The sequence below is a fragment of the Nocardia sp. NPDC049149 genome, from assembly GCF_043197455.1.
GTDB lineage: Bacteria > Actinomycetota > Actinomycetes > Mycobacteriales > Mycobacteriaceae > Nocardia.
Map to the genome: position 1 here is coordinate 115,349 of NZ_JBICTD010000015.1, position 22,303 is coordinate 137,651.

Annotated in this window: 15 protein-coding genes; 3 read left to right on the forward strand and 12 right to left on the reverse strand. The window is 68.5% G+C overall.

The annotated features are described in order from the left end of the window. Positions 1-3 precede the first annotated feature (3 nt). The 10 genes from ACGFNJ_RS40420 to sucC form a co-directional block, all read right to left on the reverse strand. Positions 4-1,569 carry a family 20 glycosylhydrolase gene (locus tag ACGFNJ_RS40420; protein WP_393461278.1) on the reverse strand — a complete coding sequence of 522 codons (1,566 nt, stop codon included), beginning with the start codon at positions 1,567-1,569 and terminating at the stop codon, positions 4-6. 92 nt (positions 1,570-1,661) lie between these two features. Beyond that, positions 1,662-3,251, reverse strand: a complete 1,590-nt coding sequence (gene purH / locus ACGFNJ_RS40425; RefSeq protein ID WP_393461381.1) for a bifunctional phosphoribosylaminoimidazolecarboxamide formyltransferase/IMP cyclohydrolase — start codon at positions 3,249-3,251, stop codon at positions 1,662-1,664. A gap of 35 nt (positions 3,252-3,286) precedes the next feature. After that, the gene (gene purN / locus ACGFNJ_RS40430; RefSeq protein WP_393461383.1) at positions 3,287-3,919 is read right to left on the reverse strand and encodes a phosphoribosylglycinamide formyltransferase; all 633 of its coding nucleotides are present in this window, start codon (positions 3,917-3,919) and stop codon (positions 3,287-3,289) included. Positions 3,920-4,032: 113 nt separating this feature from the next. Continuing rightward, the gene (locus ACGFNJ_RS40435; RefSeq protein ID WP_393461280.1) at positions 4,033-5,559 is read right to left on the reverse strand and encodes a DUF6350 family protein; all 1,527 of its coding nucleotides are present in this window, start codon (positions 5,557-5,559) and stop codon (positions 4,033-4,035) included. A 104-nt stretch (positions 5,560-5,663) separates the two neighbouring features. Next, complete coding sequence (locus tag ACGFNJ_RS40440; protein WP_393461282.1) at positions 5,664-6,758, reverse strand: DUF5336 domain-containing protein; 1,095 nt, start codon at positions 6,756-6,758, stop codon at positions 5,664-5,666. 268 nt (positions 6,759-7,026) lie between these two features. Next, the gene (locus ACGFNJ_RS40445) at positions 7,027-7,242 is read right to left on the reverse strand and encodes a hypothetical protein (RefSeq protein ID WP_393461284.1); all 216 of its coding nucleotides are present in this window, start codon (positions 7,240-7,242) and stop codon (positions 7,027-7,029) included. 43 nt (positions 7,243-7,285) lie between these two features. Continuing rightward, a complete protein-coding gene (locus ACGFNJ_RS40450; RefSeq protein ID WP_393461286.1) occupies positions 7,286-7,549 on the reverse strand; it encodes a hypothetical protein in 264 nt (87 codons plus the stop codon). A gap of 145 nt (positions 7,550-7,694) precedes the next feature. Then, the gene (locus ACGFNJ_RS40455; protein WP_393461288.1) at positions 7,695-10,982 is read right to left on the reverse strand and encodes a BTAD domain-containing putative transcriptional regulator; all 3,288 of its coding nucleotides are present in this window, start codon (positions 10,980-10,982) and stop codon (positions 7,695-7,697) included. A 320-nt stretch (positions 10,983-11,302) separates the two neighbouring features. Continuing rightward, positions 11,303-12,217, reverse strand: a complete 915-nt coding sequence (sucD, locus tag ACGFNJ_RS40460; protein WP_069161670.1) for a succinate--CoA ligase subunit alpha — start codon at positions 12,215-12,217, stop codon at positions 11,303-11,305. An 11-nt stretch (positions 12,218-12,228) separates the two neighbouring features. Next, positions 12,229-13,395 (reverse strand): ADP-forming succinate--CoA ligase subunit beta, encoded by a 1,167-nt coding sequence (gene sucC / locus ACGFNJ_RS40465; protein WP_393461290.1) that lies wholly within the window; start codon positions 13,393-13,395, stop codon positions 12,229-12,231. A gap of 547 nt (positions 13,396-13,942) precedes the next feature. Here sucC and ACGFNJ_RS40470 point away from each other — a divergent pair. Together ACGFNJ_RS40470 and ACGFNJ_RS40475 are read left to right on the forward strand one after the other, a co-directional pair. Further along, positions 13,943-15,265: a M23 family metallopeptidase gene (locus ACGFNJ_RS40470; protein WP_393461292.1), complete on the forward strand. Its 1,323-nt coding sequence runs from the start codon at positions 13,943-13,945 to the stop codon at positions 15,263-15,265. A 302-nt stretch (positions 15,266-15,567) separates the two neighbouring features. Continuing rightward, entirely contained in the window at positions 15,568-16,950 is a 1,383-nt protein-coding gene (locus tag ACGFNJ_RS40475; RefSeq protein ID WP_393461294.1) for a DUF1731 domain-containing protein, read from the forward strand. A gap of 449 nt (positions 16,951-17,399) precedes the next feature. Here ACGFNJ_RS40475 and pcrA read toward each other — a convergent pair whose 3' ends face one another. After that, on the reverse strand, positions 17,400-20,021 hold the full coding sequence (gene pcrA / locus ACGFNJ_RS40480) for a DNA helicase PcrA (RefSeq protein ID WP_069161674.1): 2,622 nt from the start codon (positions 20,019-20,021) through the stop codon (positions 17,400-17,402). A gap of 339 nt (positions 20,022-20,360) precedes the next feature. Here pcrA and ACGFNJ_RS40485 point away from each other — a divergent pair, with 339 nt between their 5' ends. After that, positions 20,361-20,654 carry a chorismate mutase gene (locus ACGFNJ_RS40485; RefSeq protein ID WP_069161717.1) on the forward strand — a complete coding sequence of 98 codons (294 nt, stop codon included), beginning with the start codon at positions 20,361-20,363 and terminating at the stop codon, positions 20,652-20,654. Positions 20,655-20,797: 143 nt separating this feature from the next. Here the strand turns inward: ACGFNJ_RS40485 and ACGFNJ_RS40490 are convergent, their stop codons facing one another. After that, the gene (locus ACGFNJ_RS40490; protein ID WP_393461297.1) at positions 20,798-22,252 is read right to left on the reverse strand and encodes an NAD-dependent succinate-semialdehyde dehydrogenase; all 1,455 of its coding nucleotides are present in this window, start codon (positions 22,250-22,252) and stop codon (positions 20,798-20,800) included. Positions 22,253-22,303: the final 51 nt, after the last annotated feature.

Sequence of the window (22,303 nt, forward strand, 5' to 3'; positions counted from 1 at the left end):
GTACTAGAGCACGGGCTCGCCGACCGCATCGGCAAGCCGCGCGAACTCATGGTAGCTGCCAGCTTGCGGTGGACCCCAGGTCTGCTGCGCCATGACCCGAAGCGGCATGGTGATCGACACGGCGATCTGCTCGGGTGTCTGCACTGTCGGATCGTCGCACCAGACGAACAGTCCCGAACCGAGGTTGCGCGCGCTCTGCGTGGGGCTCAGCCTGCTGCCGTCGACGAACAGCGCGGGATCCCACAGCTGATAGGCGACCGGGGCGGGGACGTTGCCTACGGCCGTCGGCCCGCCCGCGACGTAGTAGGTCGGGGTGAAGGCCGCGTTCCTGACCTCATGGCCCGCAGCAATGAGGTCGGCGGGCGTGCGGGCCGTGCCGAAGAACGGCAGCGGCAGCTGCGGGATGCCTGCCCTGCTCCAGTAATCGACGACGATGTCCGTGCCAAGGGTCAGGGTGCCCGCGCCGGTGTGCAAGCCGTCGTTCCAGATGCGCGGGCGCTTGCCGTTGGCACGCACGATGTCCGCGCCCCAGTTGATCAGGCCTGAGAAGGCATCCACCGGCTGGGCCTGCGGTCCGTAGGTGGCCTTCGCGTACGCGCCGATCTGCGGGTATTCGTCGAAGCTCGCGACCTTGGCGCCGTCGAGGAGGAACTCGTCCGCGCCGAGGTGCCAGTAGCGGCCGGGGAACAGCGGCAGGAATTCCTCGAGGATGTCGCGCATCAGGTCGTAGGCGCGCGGATTCGCGATGTCGATGGCCGCGTCGGAGACCCGCCCGCTCGCGCTGCGCAGCTTCAACTCGGGGTGCGCGGCCAGGATGCCGTTCATGTGGCCGGGGAAGTCCACTTCGGGCACGATCTCGACCTGATACCTGGCCGCGTAGTCGACCAGCTCGCGGATGTCCTGCTTCGTATAGTGCTGCGCCGCGGTGATTTCCGGGTGCCGGTCACTACCGAGCCGGAAGCCGAAGGTATCCGAGAAATGCAGGTGCAGCAGGTTCAGCTTGAGGTGGCCCATCCGGCGGATCTGCGCGCGCAACAGCTCGACCGGCATGAACTCGCGACCGACGTCGAGCATCAGGCTGCGTTCCCGATACTGCGGCCAATCGGTCACGGCGCCACCGGGTATCACGGTCCGCTGGCGCAGCAGCTGAAGTGCCGACCTGGTCGCATAGAACGCCCCCGCGGTGTCGGCGCCGCGCAGCTCCATGGTGTCGGCGACCGAAATCCGGTAAGCCTCCGGTGTTTCCGGTGCGTCCGGCACGGGCCCGGTGGTCAGGACAATGTCACCGACGCTGCCGGCCGAACCGGGTTGCGCGGCAATGTCGTTGCCCGTGGCCGCTTGCAACGACGCCGCGAAATCCGTTGCGGTCTCCCGCAATGCGTCCTGCGTGTACAACACCCGCGCCTGCGCGCCCAACGAGAAGCCCGCACCGCCGGGCTGCCACTGCTTGAGCGAAGGCACCGTCCCCGGCACACCCGGCTCGGCCGAGGCGGCCGGTGTCCCACCGAAACCCACCATGGCGGCGACGAGCACCGCAGCCACAACGGAAGCCACTGCGCGCACAGACATGCGGCTACTCTACGAAACCCGCACCGCCGACACCCTCGACAAACGCCGAACGCCACGTCGGCGGACCGACGTGGCGCTCGAAAACTGCCGACTCAGTGGGCGAAGTGCCGCGAACCGGTCAGGTACAGCGTCACCCCGGCCTCACGAGCCAGGTCGATGGTCTCCTGGTCCCGCACCGAACCACCCGGTTGCACGATGGCACGAATGCCTGCCTGCACCAGCTGCTGTGGTCCGTCGGGGAACGGGAAGAAGGCGTCCGAGGCCGCGACCGAGCCCTTGGCCCGATCACCGGCACGCTGGACGGCGAGCTGCACGGCGTCCACCCGGTTCACCTGTCCCATGCCGACACCGACCGACGCGCCGTCGTGTGCGAGCAGGATCGCGTTGGACTTCACGGCACGGCAAGCGCGCCAAGCGAATTCGAGGTCGGCGAGGGTCTCGGCATCGGCCGCCTCGCCTGCGGCCAGCGTCCAGTTGGCCGGGTCGTCACCCGCGGCGTCGAGAACGTCGCGCTGCTGCAGTAGCGCACCGCCGCTGATCGGGCGCAACTCGGCGCCACCGCGGCGCGGCGGCTCCGCGACCAGGATGCGCACGTTCTTCTTGCGCTGCAACACTTCCACCGCACCGCTCGCGTAGGACGGCGCGACGATCACCTCGGTGAAGATCTCCGCGACCTGCTCGGCCAGCTCCACGGTGACCTCACGGTTGGCCGCGATCACGCCGCCGAAGGCACTCACCGGATCGCAGGCGTGCGCCTTGCGGTGCGCCTCGGCGATGTCGGCACCGATCGCGATGCCACACGGGTTGGCGTGCTTGATGATTGCCACCGTCGGTGCGGTGTGGTCGTAGGCGGCGCGCCAGGCGGCGTCGGCATCGGTGTAGTTGTTGTACGACATCTCCTTGCCGTGCAACTGCTTCGCCTGCGCCAGCCCGAGACTGCCGTCGTTGTTGGCGTAGAGGGCCGCGGCCTGGTGCGGGTTCTCGCCGTAACGCAGCACCGCGGAGCGCTCCCAGGTGCCGCCGAGCCACCCGGGGAACAGTGCGGGGGTGGCGGCCGGTTCGCTCGCGCCCGCCGCGGGGACGAGCACGTTCGTCAGCCAGCTCGCGACGGCCACGTCGTAGCTCGCGGTGTGTTGGAAAGCCTTGGCCGCCAACTCGGTTCGCTCGCGGTAGGTGAACCCGCCGCCCTGCGCGGCGGCCAGCACGCGGTCGTAGTCACCGCTGTCGACCACCACCGCCACCGACGGATGGTTCTTGGCGGCGGCACGCACCATCGACGGCCCGCCGATGTCGATCTGCTCGACGCACTCGTCGAGGCTCGCCCCGCTCGCCACGGTCTGGGTGAACGGGTACAGATTCACCACCACCAGCTCGAACGCCTCGACGCCGAGCTCGGCCAGCTGGTCGATGTGTTCCTGCCTGCGGAAGTCGGCGAGGATCCCCGCGTGCACCCGAGGATGCAGCGTCTTCACCCGCCCGTCGAGGGTCTCCGGGAAGCCCGTGAGGTCCTCCACCTTGGTGACGGGGACACCGGCGCCTGCGATCTTGCTCGCGGTCGAGCCGGTCGACACCAGCTCGATGCCCGCGGCGTGCAGGCCGGTGGCGAGCTCGATGAGACCGGTCTTGTCGTAGACGCTCACCAGCGCCCGGCGGATCGGCCTGCGGTGCGCCGACTCCGTCACTGCTGCGGGATCGAGGGTTGCTTCGCTGCGCTCAGTCACCGGAGAACTCGCTCATCTGGGATAACTGCCTTTCGTCCGTCGGAAACTATCCCCCGGGTCGCGACCGCGGCGACGACCTGCGCCAGCAACCGCCGTTCGACAACCTTGATGCGCTCGTGCAGGCCTGCCTCGTCGTCGTCGGGCAGCACCGGCACCGCCTCCTGCGCGAGGATCGGGCCGGTGTCGACGCCCGCGTCGACCAGGTGCACGGTCGAGCCGGTGACCTTGACCCCGTAGGCGAGCGCGTCGCGCACCCCGTGCGCGCCGGGGAAGGCAGGCAGCAGCGCGGGGTGCGTATTGATGATCCGGCCGCCGAACCGGTCGAGGAACGCGGCACCGAGGATCTTCATGAATCCGGCCGAGACCACCAGGTCCGGCGCGTGCGCGGCGACCGCGTCGGTCAGCGCGGCGTCCCATGCGGTGCGATCGGGGAAGTCGTTCAGCGCCACTCGGAAATGCGGCACCCCGGCGGCGTCGGCGTGGCCGGTGGCCGCACAGGTCCGGTCGACGCCGACGGCGACGATGGTGGCCGGGAAGTCGGGCGCGGCGGCCGCGTCGAGGAGTGCGCGCAGCAACGAGCCAGTGCCGGAGGCGAGTACGACAACGGTCGCCGGGGACGCGGCGGGGATCCACGGCGCGTGCGGGGACGGCTGGGGGGCGACAGCCGGCGGGGTGGGTCGGCTCAGCGCTCTACTCCTGCGATCGATCGGACGGCGGACGGAAGAGCTCCGCCGCGTAGAGCCTAACGACCCTCGACCCGGTCACTTTCCGGCAGGTCCGCCTCGACCACCTCGGCGTCCACGATGTCCGGTGTGGTATCCGCGCCGGGTGTGCGGACCGTGCCGATCGCGGTCTGCTCCTCGACGAGCTCGCCGTCCACCGCGACCTCCAGGTCCGGTCCGTCGTAGTCGGCGTAGTCGTCTTCGTAGTAGTCGCGGTCCTCGGCGTAGTCGTCGTCGGCGTAGTTCTCGTCGGTGGAGTTCTCGTCGTCGTAGTAATCGTCGTCGTAGTAGTCGTCCTCGTCGTACGCGTCGGCGTAGTCGGCGGGCACCGTCCCGACCGGGACGAGGAACCAGCGCGCGAACACGAGACCGGCATAGCCGGGGATGGCCAACCACGCGAAGGTCACCACCGCGAAGATCGGCAGCTCCAGCCCGACGTGGCCGAAGGTGCCGAGATCACCGCCAGCGATCGCGCCGAGCAACAGCAGGGCAACGGTCGCCAGCCCCGCCGAGCTCAGCGTCGCCCACGGCGCGGTGATCCGATCGGTCGAGGTGCGCGCGAGATCCAGCCCGCCGAGCACGCCGATCGCGGCGGGCAACACCAACAGCACCGGCCACCAGCCCGCGGCGGGTCCGGTCGGCACCGCCGCCAGCAACGGCACAGCCGGAATCGGGCCGCCCACAACGGAAAACACGCCGAAGGAGGCGGCGCCGAGCTGCGTGCCAGCGCCGACGAGCACGCCAACCGCCAGCACAACCAGGTTCGGCAGGTAGGCCAGCGAGAGCACGGTCAGGCCGATCACCCCTGCGACATTGCCCGCGCTCTGGTAGGTCTCGCCGACCCGGGTGACGTGCACGAGAAACGCGATGACGACGATCGCGGACGCACAGCCGAGCATGCGCAACACCGCGCGGCCCGCGCCGTACATCCCGGAGATCGCCCACTCGGGCAGCCGCAGCAGCGTGAACACCTGCCGCCGGTTCCTGCTCGCGATCCCGCCAACGGCCGCAACCAGATACAGGCCGCCGACCCAGGCGAACGCGGCGAGGGTGTTCGGCGGTTCCAGCGCGACGACGCCGGAGGCGTCCTCCGCGACCGCGAGACAAATGGCGGTGATCAGCAGTGGTCCGGCCAGCGCGGCGCCGACGATCCAGCCGAGATCGGCGCGCGTGCAGTCCGGTTCGACCGCGCGGGCACATTCCCGCCCGGCCAGCCACACCACGAGCGCGGTCGGCACCAGCGGAAGCAGGCCGAGCGAGGTCTTGCCGATCACCAGCGGAACCTGGTGCACCCCAAGCCATCCCGCGGCGATCGCACCGGAGGTGCCGGTCAGGTCGCTGCCCGCGCTCAGCAGGGTGGCGAGCGCGAGCACGATGACGGCGGTCAGCGCGTAGGTCGTCGGGCGTCCTGCGACGAGCACGAGGACGCGCGCGCGTTCCGGGGTGAGTGACAGAAACCCGGCCTCGTCGGCGTCGGTGTGCTGCGGTTCCGGCACACCACGGGACCCCGTGGTTCGGCGCGCAAGGGAGTTTCTCGGAGCACTCATGACAATTCAGCGTGGCAGCTTCCCCGGCGTGAGCGGGTCAGGCGCGCCGCGAACGCACCGGGTTCACCCGCCCCGCCGGGGGCTGTCCTCGAAGGGAAGGGCCGCTACTTGTTGTCGTCGGACGGCCGGAATGCCTGGGTGGCCTCGTTGGTCGGGTCGGCGCTCTGCTCGCCGCCGAACGGCTGGGCCTGCGGACCGCTCGGCTGCGCAGGCTGCTGGCCGGACTGTGCGGGCTGGCTCGGCTGCCCGTAGTTCGACGCACCATAGGGCGACTGCTGCCCCGGCTGCGCGGCGCCGAAATGCTGGGTGGCGCTGTCGTCCTGGCGCGGCTGCGGCGCACTCGGCGCGCCGTACGGCGAACCCTGTTGTCCCGCACCGTAGGCCGTGGTCGGCTGGCTGTAACCCGGCTGCTGACTGTAAGACTGGCCGGGCTGCTGCCCGTAGGCCTGCTGGCTCGGCTGGCTCTGGCCGTACGGCGAAGCCTGCTGGGCCGCACCGTATCCCGGCTGCTGGCCGTACGGCGACTGCTGGCCGTAAGGCTGCGCGGGCTGCTGGCCATAGCCAGGCTGGCTCTGCCCGAACGACGGCTGGCTCTGGCCGAACGACGGCTGCTGCTGACCGAAGCCACCCTGTCCGTAACCGGGCGTTGCCGTGGCAGCGGGCCGCGGCGCGGGCGCCTTGACGATGCCTGCCTCGAACAGCACCGCGCCGATCGCGGCAACGGTCTGCGCGAACGCGAACACCAGGAGCAGGTATGCGCCCCACTTCAACTCGACGCCGTCGCCGAAGCTGAAGGACTGGACCGCGAGCGCGAGGAAGCCCGCCGTGGACGCCGCGGCCGCGGCGCCGGTCCAGTTCTGCTTGGGCAGCAACGAAAGCCCGGCCAGCAGGCCGCCGAGCAACAGGATGCCCAGCAGCGACGCGCCGGATCCGTCGAACAGGCTTGCCGTCTCGGCGCTGCGCACCGGGGTGCCGCCGAATTCGATCGGCTTGCTGCCGAGGAACGGCACGAAACCGAGCAAGAAGTTGATCACACCGAGCGCGGCGACCGCGACCGTCAATAAGAACGGAAGACCTTTGGCCTCGGCACCCGACGCACTCGAGCCGGAACTGGCACCACCACCCGGGGTCGAACCGAGGCTGGCTGACGTGGCGGGCGCGGGCTGGTTGTACCCGGAGCCCCCGGACGGGTATGACATGTCGGTCGTCTCCTAGGTCGAGTCGTACGTGGTCTGCTCTGGTGGATCTCTCCTGACGCTACTGCACTCTTTCGCCCAGGTCATCCTTAACCGAGCCCCCTTAGTGGCACTTAAGCGGCCTGAGGCCAGGTCGCAAGGCGTTTGCCAACAGCTAGCACCGGCGCGGCTGCCCATTGTTCACCCGGTGCACCATTTGCCCGAAAACGTGGCTCGGCCCGGAGCCGCGCGACGAACAGTCGCGCACTCCGGGCCGAGGCCGCCGAATGCCCTAGCGGGGCGAGATGTACCAGGCGCCCGCGCCGCCGGTGCACTCGTAGTCGCCCCATTCGCCGTTTTCGATGCCGATGTTGCCCTGCCGCTCACAGGTGCTGAGTGCCTCGTACGGGCCGAGGCGGGCCGGGTCCGGTGCGGCCGAGGCGAGGCCAGCGCCTGCGAATCCGGCGAACGTGATGGCGGCGATGGTGGCGATGCGTGCGATGGTCATGCTGTCAGTCCTTTGCTGATCGGTGAATATGGCAGTGTTTTGGTCAGCGCCGAGGGATCAGCTGCCAGGCGCCGTAGCTGCCGACGCAGTCGAAGTCGGCCCACTCGCCGTTCTGGATGCCCTGGTTGCCGCGAGCGAGGCACTGGTGCTCGTACTCGAACGGACCGGTGTTCCCGGGCGCGCTCGGCGCCGCCGAACCCGAGTCGAAGGGGCCCGCGAACGCGGGGGCGATGGCGCCGAAGAAGCCGGCGACGGTCAGGGCGGCGGTGGCGGCGACACGGGCGGCCGCGGTACGGGTGCTGGTCATGGTCCTTGCTTCCTGGTCAGGTGTAGTGCGTTGCGAGGACAAGATTCCCGGCCAGCCGTCTCAGCGCGATTTCACCCGCATTTCACGAGGTAAGACCGGGTTGCGGCACCGGAATCCACACGCAACACCCCGTTCCGACCACCGATCACTCGCGATCGAGGGCGGCGAGGCGGTCGGTGTACCGACGCCAGCCGAAGCCGGTCGTGGCGAACTCGGCGGTGACATCCGCGCGTTGCGCCTGCGCGGAAGCCCGGTCGCCTTCCGCGTGCAGGAGCACCGCGGAGAGCACGCGAGCCGCCAGCAAGGGCACGCCGCCGATGCCCGCGGCGTAGAACTCGTCGAGCAACGTTCGCGCCGCGGCGGTTTCCCCCTTGGCGATCAGCACGTCGGCCAGGTCGACGCGGGCCAGGCCTGCCGCCTCCTCCTCGTGCGCGAGGGCGGCGCGGCAGTAGGACTCGGCGGCGTCGAGCTGACCGGCGACGAGAGCCGCTGCGGCGCGGGTCAAGTCGTTCAGCGGCAGAATCTGCCGATCGTCGAGCCTGCGGGCGTAACGATCGGATTCCTCGGCGACGGCAAGCGCCTCGTCCGGCCGCCCCAGATCGAGCAAGGCCTTGGCTTGGTTGCTCAGACCGCGGGACAGGCCGTGCTCGTCGTCATGCGCGGCATCCACCTTGCTCGATCTGGTGTAGGCCGCGAGCGCCTCGGCCGGGTCGCCTGCATACAGGAGCGCGGTACCGAGCGCGTCGGCGAACGACGCGCCCTGCGTGTCACGCACGGCGACCCGCTCACCTTCGCGCAGCCGGGCAACAGCCTCCGGCAGCCTGCACAGTTCCACGTCGACGATGCCCTGGTAGTAGCGCACCGTCTGGGCGAGTTCGGCATCGTCGAGTGGCGCGGCCAGCTCGCCCGCCTTGGCCAGCTGCGCCGCCGCCGACTCCAGGTCGCCGACCATCAACGTGTGAAATCCGTAGTGGCTCAACGCTTGTGCCAGCTCGTGTGCGGGGATGTCCGGCGCGTCGGTGTGCCATTCCCCGGTGAGTGCGGCGTAGTGGCGTTGCGCCTCCCGGAACCAAGCCCTGGCAAGCCACGGCACATGCATGTCCACCGCGAGGCGCAAACCCTCTGGCGCCCTTGCCGTTCCTGGCGCGTTTTCCAGCGCGGCCAGAATATTCGGCCATTCCGCGAACACCGCGGCCACCGATTCGGCGGCGGCGAAATCGTCGGGTGTGCCGATCGAGCGCACCAGGTTTCGACACCATCGCAGGTGCCAGGCCCGCAGCTGTTCGGTTTCCCCCGCCTCCTTCAAACGGGCAAGCGCATAATCACGCACCGTCTCCAGCAGCACGAATCGCCTTGTCTCGCCATAGGTTTGCACCGTGACAAGGTTCCGGTTCACCAAATCCGCGACAGCGGGGGCGATATCGCCGGCCTCCAGCTCGCCGTCGGGGACCACCGCCTCGGCCGTCTCCAGCGTGAACCCGCCCGCGAACACCCCGAGCCTGCGCAAGACCGTGCGCTCCCGCTCGGCCAGCAGCTCGTGACTCCAGTCGAGCGCGACCCGCAAACTGGTGTGCCGCCCGCCTGCGGCATCGCGCGCGCCGCCGACCAGCAGTCGCACCCGGTCGTCGATCCGTTGTGCCAGTTGGGAAATCGTCAAGGTCCTGGTGAGACCGGCGGCCAACTCGATGCCGAGCGGCAGCCAATCCACCGCAGCGCAGATCGCCACCAGCTCTTCCCGCTCCGACGCCGTCACCAAACCGTGCAGCCCGGCGCGCTCGATGAACAACGCCACCCCGACGCTGCGGTCGAGCGGACCGAGCGGATAGACCGACTCCTCCGGCGCTCCGACCGGACGCTGCGACGTCACGAGAACAGTGAAACCGGTTGCCACCCCGACCAATTCGGCGACCGGATCGAGCAGGTGCTCGGCGTTGTCGAGGACGAGGAGCGGAGGCGGCGTGGCCGCCTCTCGGCCGAGCGCCTCGATGATCCCCGGCAGCGGGTGATTCGGATCGATCGATCCGTCCGACACCAGTCCCGCCGCCTCCAGCGCCGCGGCGACGGCGGGCAACACGTCCTCGGCCCGACCGAGCGGCGCCAACTCCACCAGCGTGACGGCCCTGCCGGACTGGCAGACCGAACGGGCGAGTTCGATGGCAAGGCGCGACTTTCCGCTACCGGCGACGCCGACCACCGTCGTCAGTCCCGGCACGGCGAGACGTGCGGTGAGCGTGGTGAATTCGCGGCCGCGGCCGACGAAGCTCGTCGCCGTGACCGCCACCGCCGAGGGTGGCCTCGTCCGGTGTTCCGTTGCCTCGGAACGGTTCACGGTGCTGTCATCAGAACCGCTGCCGTCAGCCACTTCAGCGGCGTTGGCTCCGATGCCACCCGCTCCAGCGCTATTCGCCCCAGCGCCAACCGCTCCAGCGCTATACATTCCAGCACCAGCCGCTTCAGCGCTGTACGTCCCAGCGCCAGCGGCTCCAGCGCTCTTTGTGCTACCCGCACCTGTGCCCCGGTTCGCCGTGCCCTGCGGCTCGCTCCGTGATTCTTCGCGCAGCGCAAACCCACTCGGGCGAGCGTCGAACGACACGCCTTCGGTCGATTCGGCACGATTCGGCGAAACCTGATCCGCGACCGCCACGCTCCGCGCGGGCTGACCGGGCCCGTCCCCTGCGGCAGCCGCCCGCAACGACGGATCATGGTCGAGGATGCGCATTTCCAACGCCGTGGTATCCGGCGAGGGATCGACGCCCAACTCCTCCGACAGCACCCGCCGCAACCGCGCCAACCGGTCGAGCGCATCGGCCTGGCGCCCGGTGCGATACAGCGCCAACGCCAGCAGGCACGACAACGGCTCGTGCAACGGATGCCGCGCGACCAACCCGGTCAGCTCGGTCACCACCTCCCCCGCCGCGCCGAGTTCGAGATTCGCCTCCAGCCCGGCCACGGTCAGCGACAGCCGCCAATCGTCGAGCCGCTCACCCTCGGCCGCCGCGAACGGAATGGTCCGCAGATCGGCGAGCGCATGCCCGCGCCACAGCGCGAGCGCCTCTCTCGCGGCCGCCGCGACCGCCGCGTAGTCACCGGCCCTGCGGGCCGCGTGTAGTCGCTGTGCGGCCGCCTCAGCGGCCAGCAGATCGGTCGCGGACACGACCGCCTGATACCCCGCAGGCGTCCGTTCGATCACCTCCGCCAGCGGGCCGAGCGCAGACCGCAGCCGCGACACCACGACTCGCAGCCGCTGCACCGGCCGCTCGACCTCGGCCCCCCACAAATCCTCGGCCAATCGTCTATCCGGCACCGGCACACGATTCGCCAATGCCAACCGCACCAACACAGCCCGTTCCAGCGGCCGATCGACGGTCACCCCCGCACCGTCGGCCAACGCCTGCACTGGACCAAGCACCAGCACATCCACGCCGACAAGCATGCCTTGTCCGCAACGTCCGTGTTCGGCCACCCACCGTTGCCGAGCGGCACTGAACCATCCGACCGCGTCGTTCGTGTCTCAGCGGAAGACCTCTGCATACCTCCGGGAATAGATCCACGGATGGCTGGTCAGGATGCGCGGCCACTGCCCAGGCCGAGCCCACCACCACACATGACGAAGGCCGCCCCTCGCATCCGGGGCGGCCTTCGTTTGTGCCGTCGGATCAACCGCAGCCGCGACGTCGCGACCCACGAATCGGCCGAGTACGACGAAGGCCGCCTCCCGGGTCCCGGCAGGCGGCCTTCACTGTCACAAACGAATCAGGCGGTGACGCTTGCCTTCTCCAGGATCTCGCGCGCGAGGGCGGCGGTCTCGGACGGCGTCTTGCCGACCTTCACGCCCGCGGCCTCCAGCGCGTCCTTCTTCGCCTGGGCGGTGCCCGCCGAGCCGGAGACGATGGCGCCCGCGTGGCCCATCGTCTTGCCCTCGGGAGCGGTGAAGCCTGCGACGTAGCCGACGACCGGCTTGGTGACGTTGGCCTTGATGTAGGCCGCGGCGCGCTCCTCGGCGTCGCCACCGATCTCACCGATCATCACGATCAGCTTGGTCTCGGGATCCTTCTCGAACGCCTCGATGGCGTCGATGTGGGTGGTGCCGATGACCGGGTCGCCGCCGATGCCGATGGCGGTGGAGAAGCCGAAATCACGCAGCTCGTACATCATCTGGTAGGTCAGGGTGCCCGACTTCGAGACCAGGCCGACCGGGCCCTTGCCGGTGATGTTGGCCGGGGTGATGCCGACCAGCGCCTCGCCGGGGGTGATGATGCCGGGGCAGTTCGGGCCGATGATCCGGGTCTTGTTGCCCTTCTCCACGTTGTAGGCCCACGCGTACGCGGTGTCCTGCACCGGGATGCCCTCGGTGATGACCACGAGCAGCGGGATCTCCGCGTCGATGGCCTCGATGATGGCGTCCTTGGCGAACTTCGGCGGCACGAACGCGATGGAAACGTCGGCGCCGGTCTCCTTGATGGCCTCGGCGACGGTGCCGTACACCGGCAGCTCGACCGCGTTGCCGTCCTTGTCGGTGTGCGCGACGGTGGTGCCCGCCTTACGCGCGTTGACACCGCCGACGACCTGCGTGCCCGCCTTCAGCATCAGCGCGGTGTGCTTGGTGCCCTCGCCGCCGGTGATGCCCTGGACGATGACCTTCGAATCCTTGTTGAGGAAGATAGACATTTCCGGGTTCCTTACTTGGCCGCTGCCAGTTCGGCGGCCTTGTCGGCGCCTTCGTCCATTGTCTGCGCAAGAGTGATCAGCGGGTGCGCGGCATCGACGAGAATTTGACGACCCTCGTCCACCTTGTTGCCGTCGAGCCGGACGACCAGCGGCTTGTTCGCCTCGCCGCCGAGGATCTCCAGCGCCTTGACGATGCCGTTGGCGACCGCGTCACAGGCGGTGATGCCACCGAAAACATTCACGAACACGCTCTTGACCTGCGCGTCGCCCAAGATGACGTCGAGACCGGCCGCCATCACCTCGGCCGAGGCGCCGCCACCGATGTCGAGGAAGTTGGCGGGCTTGACGCCGCCGTGGTTCTCGCCCGCGTAGGCGACCACGTCGAGGGTCGACATGACCAGACCCGCGCCGTTGCCGATGATGCCGACCTCACCGTCGAGCTTGACGTAGTTGAGGTCGTTCTCCTTGGCCTTGAGCTCCAAGGGATCGGTCGCGTCCTTGTCCGCGAAGGCCTCGTGGTCCGGGTGCCGGAACTCGGCGTTCTCGTCCAGGGTGACCTTGCCGTCCAGGGCGAGGATCTCGTCCTGCGGGGTGCGCACGAGCGGGTTGACCTCCACCAGGGTGGCGTCCTCCTTGACGAACACCTCCCACAGCTTCTGGATGGTCACGGCTGCCGCGTCGAGCACCTCGGCGGGCAGGTGGCCCTGCTCGGCGATCGAGCGGGCGAAAGCGAGGTCGACACCCTTGACGGCGTCGACGGCGATCTTGGCGAGGCGCTCCGGCTTGGTTGCGGCGACCTCTTCGATCTCCATGCCGCCTTCCACCGAGCACATGGCCAGGTAAGTGCGGTTGGACCGATCGAGCAGGAAGGAGATGTAGTACTCCTCCGCAATGTCCTTGGCTTCGGCGACAAGGATCTTCTTGGTGATGTGGCCCTTGATGTCCAGGCCGAGGATGTTCTGCGCGTGCGTGAACGCATCGTCCGGGGTAGCGGCGTACTTGACGCCACCCGCCTTGCCACGGCCACCGGCCTTGACCTGAGCCTTGACCATCACCGGCTTGCCGATTTCCTCCGCGATGGCGCGGGCGTCCTCGGCCGTGTCCGTGACGCGGCCCTCGGACGAAGGCACTCCGTGCTTAACGAAGAGCTCCTTCGCCTGATATTCGAAGAGATCCATGTACTCACCGTCTCGTCTGCGTTGTGATGACAACGTCTTTGTTGGCGGCCCGACGTCGGAAGCGGGTCGGGTCGGACTCTAATCAGTCACATGGACGGCCAATCGGCCACGTTCATCCTAAGTGGCGCAGGTCACGGGCCGATGCCCGCGGCGGGAAAACCGCTGGCCAACGCTACTCGCCAGTAGGTTGCTGACCGCGCGCCAGGTAAACCCGCCGAAGCAACGAGGCACGGCTGCGTCTACTACCAAACGTCGTCGACGAACCTCCCTCGCGTGCCCAATGCACAGAGGGATATTCCGTGGTGTTAGCGTGATCAATCTCACATGTTCGGACAGATGGGCTGCTGCGCTTGCGGACGATGCAATCGTTTCGTTACCGTCATTGCGGTCGATGTCACAGCACGGTCACGACTAGGAGGACGGCAAGCTTGATGCAGCACAGCACTCCGCAGATGGAGAGCCGTTCCGCAGTTGACCCGTCGACGCCGCTGATCAGCAGGCACCTCGGCCCCGCGAACATCTCCCGCTCCACGATGTGGCACCGCCGATGAACTATCGCTCCGCACTTGAAGATCGCGCTCGATCCGGACATCGTTATCGCAACGATGACGAATCGTTCGGCGCGCAGGCTCCGCACCGCGCCGCAAGGCCGTCGGTGGACCGGCCGAGGAACTCGCTGTACGCGACACCCGCCCGTCCGCAGGACGACTTCGGCGCCCCGGCGCACAACGACTTCGACGCCGCGCCGCGCGCCGACTACGGCAGCGCGACTCCGCAGCACGACTACTTCCAGGCCGCCGGCGCCAACCAGGACAGCGCGCACTACGGCGACAACTCCTGGAACGCGAACGACTCGTGGTCCCAGCAGGAATCGTGGGCCCCGCAGGATGCCTGGTCGCAGCGGGACTCGTGGTCCGACGGCGCCGCATGGAACGCGGGCGAGGCCTGGGCCGAGCACGAGTCCGCGACCCCGGACTACCAGGGTGCCGCCGACTATCACGGCACATCCGACTACAACAGCACCCCCGACTACGACGGCACTTGGGCGCCCGAAGAGTCGTGGGCGCCGGACACCGAGTCGGACGCCCCTGCCGCAACACCGACCGTGATCCCCGCCCGCCGCGCTGGCAAACGCGGTGGCGCACACCGGCTGCCTGCACCGCCCGCCGCCCTCAAGGGTCGTGCCGCGGTCGCCGCCGTCGCCGCGGGTGCGGTCGTCGCCGCCGGACAGGCCGCGTTGGCGTCCACCCCCGACGAGCCGTCGAAGACCATCGACTACCAGGCCGCGGGCCAGATTCACGAGATCGCCGCGCAGTCGGTCAGCCTGGCCGACCCCACCGCGTCGCCCGAATCCCCGCAGGTGCTCAACGTCGCCGGTCCCACCAACCTCGGCGACTTCAACGACATCCTGCAAAAGGGCCAGAAGTACGCACAGGACCTGGCCGCCCAGGAAGCCGCGAAGCTGCGTCCGCTGTTCTCCAAGTTCGCCGCGGGCACCTTCACCTCCGGCTACGGCGCCCGCTGGGGTGTGCAACACCTCGGCGTCGACATCGCGGGCCCCATCGGCACCCCGATCGTCGCCGTCGCCGACGGCAAGGTCCTCGAAGCAGGCCCCGCCAGCGGCTTCGGCATGTGGATCAAGCTGCTGCACGACGACGGCACCATCACGATCTACGGTCACATCGACACCGCCACCGTCAGCCCCGGCCAGCGCGTCATGGCGGGCGACCAGATCGCCACCATCGGCAACCGCGGCTTCTCCACCGGCCCGCACTGCCATTTCGAGGTCTGGCTCAACGGTAGTGACAAGATCGATCCGCTTCCGTGGTTGGCCACCCGAGGCATCAGCCTTGGGCCTGAGCGGGACTGAGGTTCCGGCAGGCCGGTTCCGGGAAGGTTTGTGGTCAAAGAGACACGAGCCGGGCTCGAAGCCGCCGCTCGTTGAAGGGTCGGTGGTCTTGAATCCTTGAGATCCGCACCCCTTCTGTGAATCCGCACCCTCTGTAGCAGCCCGGAGCACGTGCGGCAGTTGAACCACAGAGGGTCGACGCTATTCACAGAGGTTCTACGCCTTGTGAAGAGTGTGGAACCTCTGTGGATAGAGCAGACCTTGCGGGGTGGGTGATGAGGGGCACGGTTCGGGGGCGGGGTTTGGGGGCTAGCGTCGGAGGTATGGCACGTACATCGACGTACACCCAGTTCATTGCGCTACCAACGGAAGTCGTGTGGGAGGTGCTCGGCGACCCGGTGCGGTGGCCTGCGTGGAATCCGGCGGTTACCTCGGTGCGGTTGCATGGGCCGGTGGCGGTGGGGACGACAGGTGACTATCTGCCTAGGGGGCGGGTTTTCGAAGCGGTGCACGGGCGGACGGCGCCGCCGTTCGTCATCACCACGCTGGTGCCGGGGCGGGCACTGACGATCGAGCAGCCGGAGCCGGCCGGGCGGATGCGGATGGCGTGGACGTTGACGCCGCGCGACGGCGGCACCGAAGTCAGCCAGCAGCTCACGTTCAGCGGAGCCTCGGCGGCGGTCGCCAGAATGGTGGTTGGATCACTGCTGGAAGCGGACACGCGCGTGTGCTTCGCTCGGCTTGCCCAGCTGGCCGGGCTGGAACCAGCAGCGAATGCGCTGACGGCCGTGATCGCTGGTGGCACAGGAGCTTTGGGGAAGCACATCGCGGCCGACCTGACCTGCCGCGGACATCGGGTGACCATTCTCACCCGTCGGCGCGACGCTGGGCTGCCGTTCACTCAGGTGGAGTGGGACGGCAAGACGGTGGGCACTTGGGTTGCCGCGCTACGTAATCCGGGGCCGACGGCGATCATCAACCTGGCAGGCAAGCTGGTCGACTGCCGGCCCACCTCCCGCAATATCGACGAATTGCGGCGCAGCCGAGTCGATTCCACTCGTGCGCTGGTGCAGGCGGCCGCGACCCTCGATGCGCCGATCGACTACTGGGTGCAGGCAAGCACCACCGCGATCTGGTCGGACGCCGGCGAAACCCGGTGCACCGAAACAACACCGCTGCCGGTCGGTCTGCCACAGATGACCGGGGTGGCCGAACCGTGGGAGCACGCGTTCGACGGCGCCAGCGCCGCGCACTCGACCGTGCTGCGCACCTCGATCGTGCTCGACCCGCAAGCGCCAGCGCTGCGGCGCCTCGGCCAGTTGACCAAGGCGGGGCTCGGCGGTCGGGTCGGGCCCGGCGATCAGTGGTTCAGCTGGATCCACGTCGAGGACTGGCTCGCGATCGTCCGCGCCACGCTCGGCCTCGACCCGACGGTCACGCTGCCGGACGGAATCCTGGTGGCCGCCACCGACTTTCCAGTGCGCAACCGGGAGCTGATGGCCGCCCTCCGCAGGCACCTGCGCCGCCCGCCTGCCCCGCCGACCCCGGCGCCCATTCTGCAGATCGGCGCGGTCTTCCTCCGCACCGACCCGGCGCTCGGCCTCACCGGCCGCCACGCCACCTCCGAAGTCCTCCAGCCAGCCGGCTTCGTCTTCCGCTACCCCACCCTCGACGAAGCCCTGACCAACCTGTTGCCGTCCCGCTGACCAATCGAGCAGTTGACGAGCCACTAGATAGCCGATCGCGAAACCCGAAACGCACCACCCACGTGCGCGGCAAGCTGGATCGGGAGCCTTGACCGAAGCATTCGACCTGATCCGGCAACAACGCCCGGCATTGCGAAGCCAGGGTCGTCCCGGCGAACGCCATCTACGGATCCGAACTCGACTCACACGCCAGTCGCCGCATGGGAGCGTTGCGCCACTGTCGGCCGAGGATGCCGACCGGTGCGTAAACACCACCACGTCCCACCTAGTGAGACTCGCTCCCACGAGTGGTACATGGTTGAGGCGGCACGCCGCAAACGCCTCCACCATGTACCACTCGTGAACGATCCACAGCGAATGCACCGCGGGTCGCACCACAAGGGGTGCGGATCAGGGTTTTTGATCTTCCATCGAGTTCAGGACCCTGTTTGCTCTGGCCCGGCAAGCCCTCACAGTTTGACGAGGGTGCGACTGTATTGCGGGATGAGCCGGATCTTGCCTGCTGTACCGAAGTCGATGGTGACCGTCGCCAGCGGGCCGAACCCTTCGGCGGCGACCACCTTACCGAGCCCGTACTTGTCGTCGCTGACCCGATCACCTACGGCGAGAACGAGATTGGCGTTGTTGCGGGCCGCGCCGCCGGGGGCGGGGCGCCGCGGGCCGCGATCGGCGCGCACGCCGGGCCGCTGCTCGGACCAGCCGTCACCGCGAGTCCAGTCGCGTTCCATCCGATCGTCGTCACCGCGACGGCGGATGCCCCTTGTCGCAGGGGAGCCCGCGGGCTCCAGCCGCCGCCAGTCGATCAAATGGCCCGGAATCTCTTGCAGGAAACGGGATTCCGGATTCGATACCGGCTGCCCCCACCCGGACCGCACCACCGCGCGGGTCAGATACAGCCGCTTCCTGGCCCGGGTGATGCCGACGTAGGCGAGGCGACGTTCCTCCGCAAGCTCGGTCGGATCGCCGAGCGCACGCATGTGCGGGAATTGACCGTCCTCCCACCCGGTCACGAACACCACCGGGAACTCCAGCCCCTTCGCGGTGTGCAAGGTCATCATGGTGACCACGCCGGTGCCCTCGTCCGGAATCTGGTCGGTGTCCGCGACCAGCGACACCCGCTCCAGGAACGCGGCGAGCGACCCGGGATCGGGTTCCCCGTCGGCCGCTTCCGGCAGCAGGCCCTCCGCCCTGGCCGCCTCCGCGTTGTTGTGCGCCTCGGAGCTGAATTCCCGTGCGACACTCACCAGCTCGTGCAGGTTGTCCAGCCTGGCGCCGTCCTGCGGGTCGTCGGAGGCCTCCAACTCGGCCCGGTAACCGGTGCGTTCCAGCACCGCGTCCACGACGTTCCCGACGTCGGGAAAGTCGAGATTCTCCTGCACGCCCGCCGCCCTGATCTCCTCGAGCAGGTCGAGGAATCCGGAGATCGCCCGCACCGCACGGGTGTTCAGCAGCGCGACCTTGCCGTCGGCGGCATCCCGCAGCGCCGCGGCGAATCCGATCCCCCGCTGTTCGGCGTGCACGGCGACACACGCTTCGGCCCGATCGCCGATGCCACGCCGCGGGGTGTTCAGCACCCGGCGCAGGCTCACCGCGTCGTCGGGGTTCTCCAGCACCCGCAGATACGCGACGATGTCGCGCACCTCCTTGCGCTCGTAGAACCGGACGCCGCCGACCACCTTGTACGGCAGGCCCATCCGGATGAAAATCTCTTCCAGCGCACGGGAATTGTTGTTGGTCCGATAGAACACGGCGACGTCGCTGTAGTTGGCGTCGCCCTGATCGACCAGCTTGTCGATCTCACGCGCCACGAACGCGGCCTCGTCGTGCTCGTTGTCGGCGACGTAGCCGGTGATCAGATCACCCTCGCCGGAATCGGTCCACAGCTTCTTGTCGCGCCGGTTCTCGTTGCGCGAGATGACCGCGTTGGCCGCGGACAGAATGTGCTGGGTGGAGCGATAGTTCTGTTCCAGCAGAATCGTTTCCGCGTCGGGGAAGTCGCGTTCGAATTCCTCGATATTGCGAATGGTCGCGCCGCGGAAGGCGTAGATGGACTGGTCCGCGTCGCCGACGACGCACAGCTCGCTCGGCGGCGCCTCGTCCTCGCTTCGGTCTTCCCGGTGGTGGCCGACGAGCTCGCGCACCAGGACGTACTGGGCGTGGTTGGTGTCCTGGTACTCGTCGACCAGCACATGCCGGAACCGCCGCCGGTAGTACTCGGCGACCTGCGGATGCTGCTGCAGCAGCGCCACCGTTTCCCCGATCAGGTCGTCGAAATCCAGTGCGTTCGCCGCGCGCAACCGCCGCTGGTATTCGGTGTAGACCTTCGCGACCAGGCCGGGCAGTTCGGTTTCGTCGGACTCGGCATCCGCGGTGGCCTGCTGCGGCCCGATCAGTTCGTTCTTCAGATTCGAGATGGCGGTCGCGAGCAGTCGCGGCGTGTATTTCTTGGTGTCGATGTCGAAGTCACGGCTGACCATCGTGAGCAGCCGCCGCGAATCGTCGGCATCGTAGATGGAGAAATTCGAATTCATGCCGGGCAGCAGTGCCGCCTGCATGCGCAAGATGCGGACACAACTGGAGTGGAACGTCGATACCCACATGTTGTTCGCGCGCGGACCGACCAGTCCTATTACTCGCTCGCGCATCTCCGCGGCGGCCTTGTTGGTGAAGGTGATCGCCAGCACCTGGCCGGGGGTCACCCCACGCGCGGCAAGCAGGTAGGCGATGCGCCGGGTGAGCACCGCGGTCTTGCCCGACCCGGCTCCCGCCACGATCAGCAGCGGCGCGCCGGTGTGCACCACGGCGGCCCGCTGCTGCGGGTTCAGTCCGTCGAGGAGACGCTCGGCTTCTTCGGCACGCCGCTTTTCGCGGTCGACACGCCGCTGCTCCTGTTCCGTGTCGGACGGCGGCGGCTCGGGCACCGGCGCGCGCCGAGGTTCCCGCACCGCACGCACCTCCTGCCCAGCCGAGCCCGCTGCCTCGGCGTTACCACCGGTGACCTGCGGGTTATGAGTTGAATCCGGCTGCCGGGCGCGGCCGGCCTGCATCTGGGGAGCCACCGTGATGTCCATCGCCCATCAACGCTACCGGCGGGCACCGACAGAGATGAAGCCCCGGGTTGCCTGGATGTCCGCCGGGTGGAAACCGTGGCCGCCTTCTCAGCAGATTCACAAAACCAAACGTTTTGCACATCTACAGGCCCGTGGCAGACTGGCCACATGATCAGTGCCCCCGCGATAGACCCGTTTCGGTTACAAACCGGATATCGGTATCGCCGCACTAGTCGTTGAACGCACCATCCTGGGGGGACAATTACAAGGCCCTACCAGGTCTGTTTCATGGTGAAAGAACCGATCGGTAACGAGCCGGACTCACCCGCCGATCCATGTTCTGACACGAGGAGATGAATGATGAGCACCCCTGCCACGACGACCGGGTCCGATTCGGCGCTGCCGCAGAGCGAGGCGGAGATCGACAATCTCCGCAAAGAGATCGACCAGCTCGACGCTGCGATCCTCGCCGCCATCAAGCGTCGCACGGAGATCTCCCGGATCATCGGCCGGACCAGAATGGCCTCCGGCGGGCCCCGCCTCGTGCACAGTCGGGAAATGAAGGTGCTGGAGCGATTCAGCGAACTCGGCCAGGAAGGCCACACCCTCGCCATGCTCCTGCTGCGCCTCGGGCGCGGCCGCCTCGGTCACTGACCCGAGCACGTCCCGCAGCCGCCACGCGCGGCCCTACCGCCATGCGGCTATCGAGAGACAACCGCATCCCCAAGGCCGCCCCGGGTGTTCACACCCCCGGGGCGGTCGTTTTCATGTCTGGGAGAGGCACAACCCCGCCGGCATCAGCTGAGGGCGATGTACTTGGTGGAGAGGTATTCCTCGATGCCTTCGGTGCCACCTTCGCGGCCGAAGCCCGATGCCTTGACGCCGCCGAAAGGTGCTGCGGGGTCAGAGATTACGCCGCGGTTGATGCCGACCATGCCGGACTCCAGGCCCTCGGCGACGCGCAGCGCGCGGTCGAGATCGCGGGTGTAGACGTAGCTGACGAGGCCGAACTCGGTGTCGTTGGCGGCGGCGAGACCTTCCTCTTCGGTCTCGAAGCCGACGATCGGTGCGACCGGGCCGAAGACTTCCTCGCGCAGAATCCGCGCCTGCGGCGGCACATCGCTGAGGATGGTCGCGGGGTAGTACCAGCCGGGTCCGCCCGGCGCCTTGCCGCCGAGACGGACCTGCGCGCCCACCGAGACGGCATCCTCCACCAGCTCGCTGACCGTGGTGAGTTGCTCCTCGTTGATCAGCGGGCCGAGGGTGGTCGCCGGGTCGGTGCCTGGCCCGAGGGTGACGCTGCCTGCCATCGCCTCGACGAACTTGGTGGTGAACTCGTCGAGCACCCCGTTCTGCACGTGGAAGCGGTTGGCCGCGGTGCACGCCTCGCCGCCGTTGCGCAGCTTCGCCAGCATCGCGCCCTGCACGGCCGCGTCGATGTCCGCATCGTCGAACACCACGAACGGCGCGTTGCCGCCGAGCTCCATCGAGGTGCGCAGCAACCCGTTGGCCGCCTTCTCCACCAGCTTCTTACCGACCTCGGTCGACCCGGTGAAGGTCAGCTTGCGCAGCCGAGGATCGTCGAGCAGCGGCTGGGTCACCGCCCCGGACCGGCTCGACGTGATCACCGAGAGCACCCCGTCCGGCAGCCCGGCCTCGCTGCAGAGCTTGGCGAGCAACAGCATGGTCAGCGGCGTCGCCGAGGCAGGCTTGACGATCATCGTGCAGCCCGCGGCCAGCGCAGGCCCGATCTTGCGGGTTCCCATGGCAAGCGGGAAGTTCCAGGGCGTGATCGCCAAGCACGGCCCGACCGGCTGCTTGTGCACCATGATGCGTCCAGTGCCCGACGGCGCGTGCAGGTAGCGCCCGTGCACCCGGACAGCTTCCTCGCTGAACCAGCGGAAGAACTCAGCGCCGTACTTCACCTCGTTGCGGCTCTCCGCCAGCGCCTTGCCCATTTCCAGGGTCATCAGCAGCGCGAATTCCTCAGCCCGCGCGGTGATCTGCTCGAACACCGTGCGCAGGATCTCGCCGCGCTGCCGCGACGGCGTTGCCGCCCACTCGGCCTGCACCGCGGCGGCCGCGTCCAGCGCGCGCACCGCGTCCTCGGGGGTGGCGTCGGCGACCTGGGTCAGCACCTCGCCGGTGGCCGGATTGTGCACCGCGAAGGTGCCACCGCCGGTGGCCGCGACGGGCCCGCCGATCCACAGCTGCGTCGGGACGGATTCGAGAACTTCACGTTCGGACACCATGACGCCAGCCTAATCCCGGCGGCTCCGCCGGAGTCCGTTCCGCGGACGCCG

What these genes read in the sequence shown, in the direction of transcription:
- ACGFNJ_RS40420 (WP_393461278.1), bottom strand. Translation starts at nt 1,569, where the DNA reads ATGTCTGTGCGCGCAGTGGCTTCCGTTGTGGCTGCGGTGCTCGTCGCC.
- ACGFNJ_RS40435 (WP_393461280.1), bottom strand. Translation starts at nt 5,559, where the DNA reads ATGAGTGCTCCGAGAAACTCCCTTGCGCGCCGAACCACGGGGTCCCGT.
- ACGFNJ_RS40440 (WP_393461282.1), bottom strand. Translation starts at nt 6,758, where the DNA reads ATGTCATACCCGTCCGGGGGCTCCGGGTACAACCAGCCCGCGCCCGCC.
- ACGFNJ_RS40445 (WP_393461284.1), bottom strand. Translation starts at nt 7,242, where the DNA reads ATGACCATCGCACGCATCGCCACCATCGCCGCCATCACGTTCGCCGGA.
- ACGFNJ_RS40450 (WP_393461286.1), bottom strand. Translation starts at nt 7,549, where the DNA reads ATGACCAGCACCCGTACCGCGGCCGCCCGTGTCGCCGCCACCGCCGCC.
- ACGFNJ_RS40455 (WP_393461288.1), bottom strand. Translation starts at nt 10,982, where the DNA reads ATGCTTGTCGGCGTGGATGTGCTGGTGCTTGGTCCAGTGCAGGCGTTG.
- sucD (WP_069161670.1), bottom strand. Translation starts at nt 12,217, where the DNA reads ATGTCTATCTTCCTCAACAAGGATTCGAAGGTCATCGTCCAGGGCATC.
- sucC (WP_393461290.1), bottom strand. Translation starts at nt 13,395, where the DNA reads ATGGATCTCTTCGAATATCAGGCGAAGGAGCTCTTCGTTAAGCACGGA.
- ACGFNJ_RS40470 (WP_393461292.1), top strand. Translation starts at nt 13,943, where the DNA reads ATGAACTATCGCTCCGCACTTGAAGATCGCGCTCGATCCGGACATCGT.
- ACGFNJ_RS40475 (WP_393461294.1), top strand. Translation starts at nt 15,568, where the DNA reads ATGGCACGTACATCGACGTACACCCAGTTCATTGCGCTACCAACGGAA.
- pcrA (WP_069161674.1), bottom strand. Translation starts at nt 20,021, where the DNA reads ATGGACATCACGGTGGCTCCCCAGATGCAGGCCGGCCGCGCCCGGCAG.
- ACGFNJ_RS40485 (WP_069161717.1), top strand. Translation starts at nt 20,361, where the DNA reads ATGAGCACCCCTGCCACGACGACCGGGTCCGATTCGGCGCTGCCGCAG.
- ACGFNJ_RS40490 (WP_393461297.1), bottom strand. Translation starts at nt 22,252, where the DNA reads ATGGTGTCCGAACGTGAAGTTCTCGAATCCGTCCCGACGCAGCTGTGG.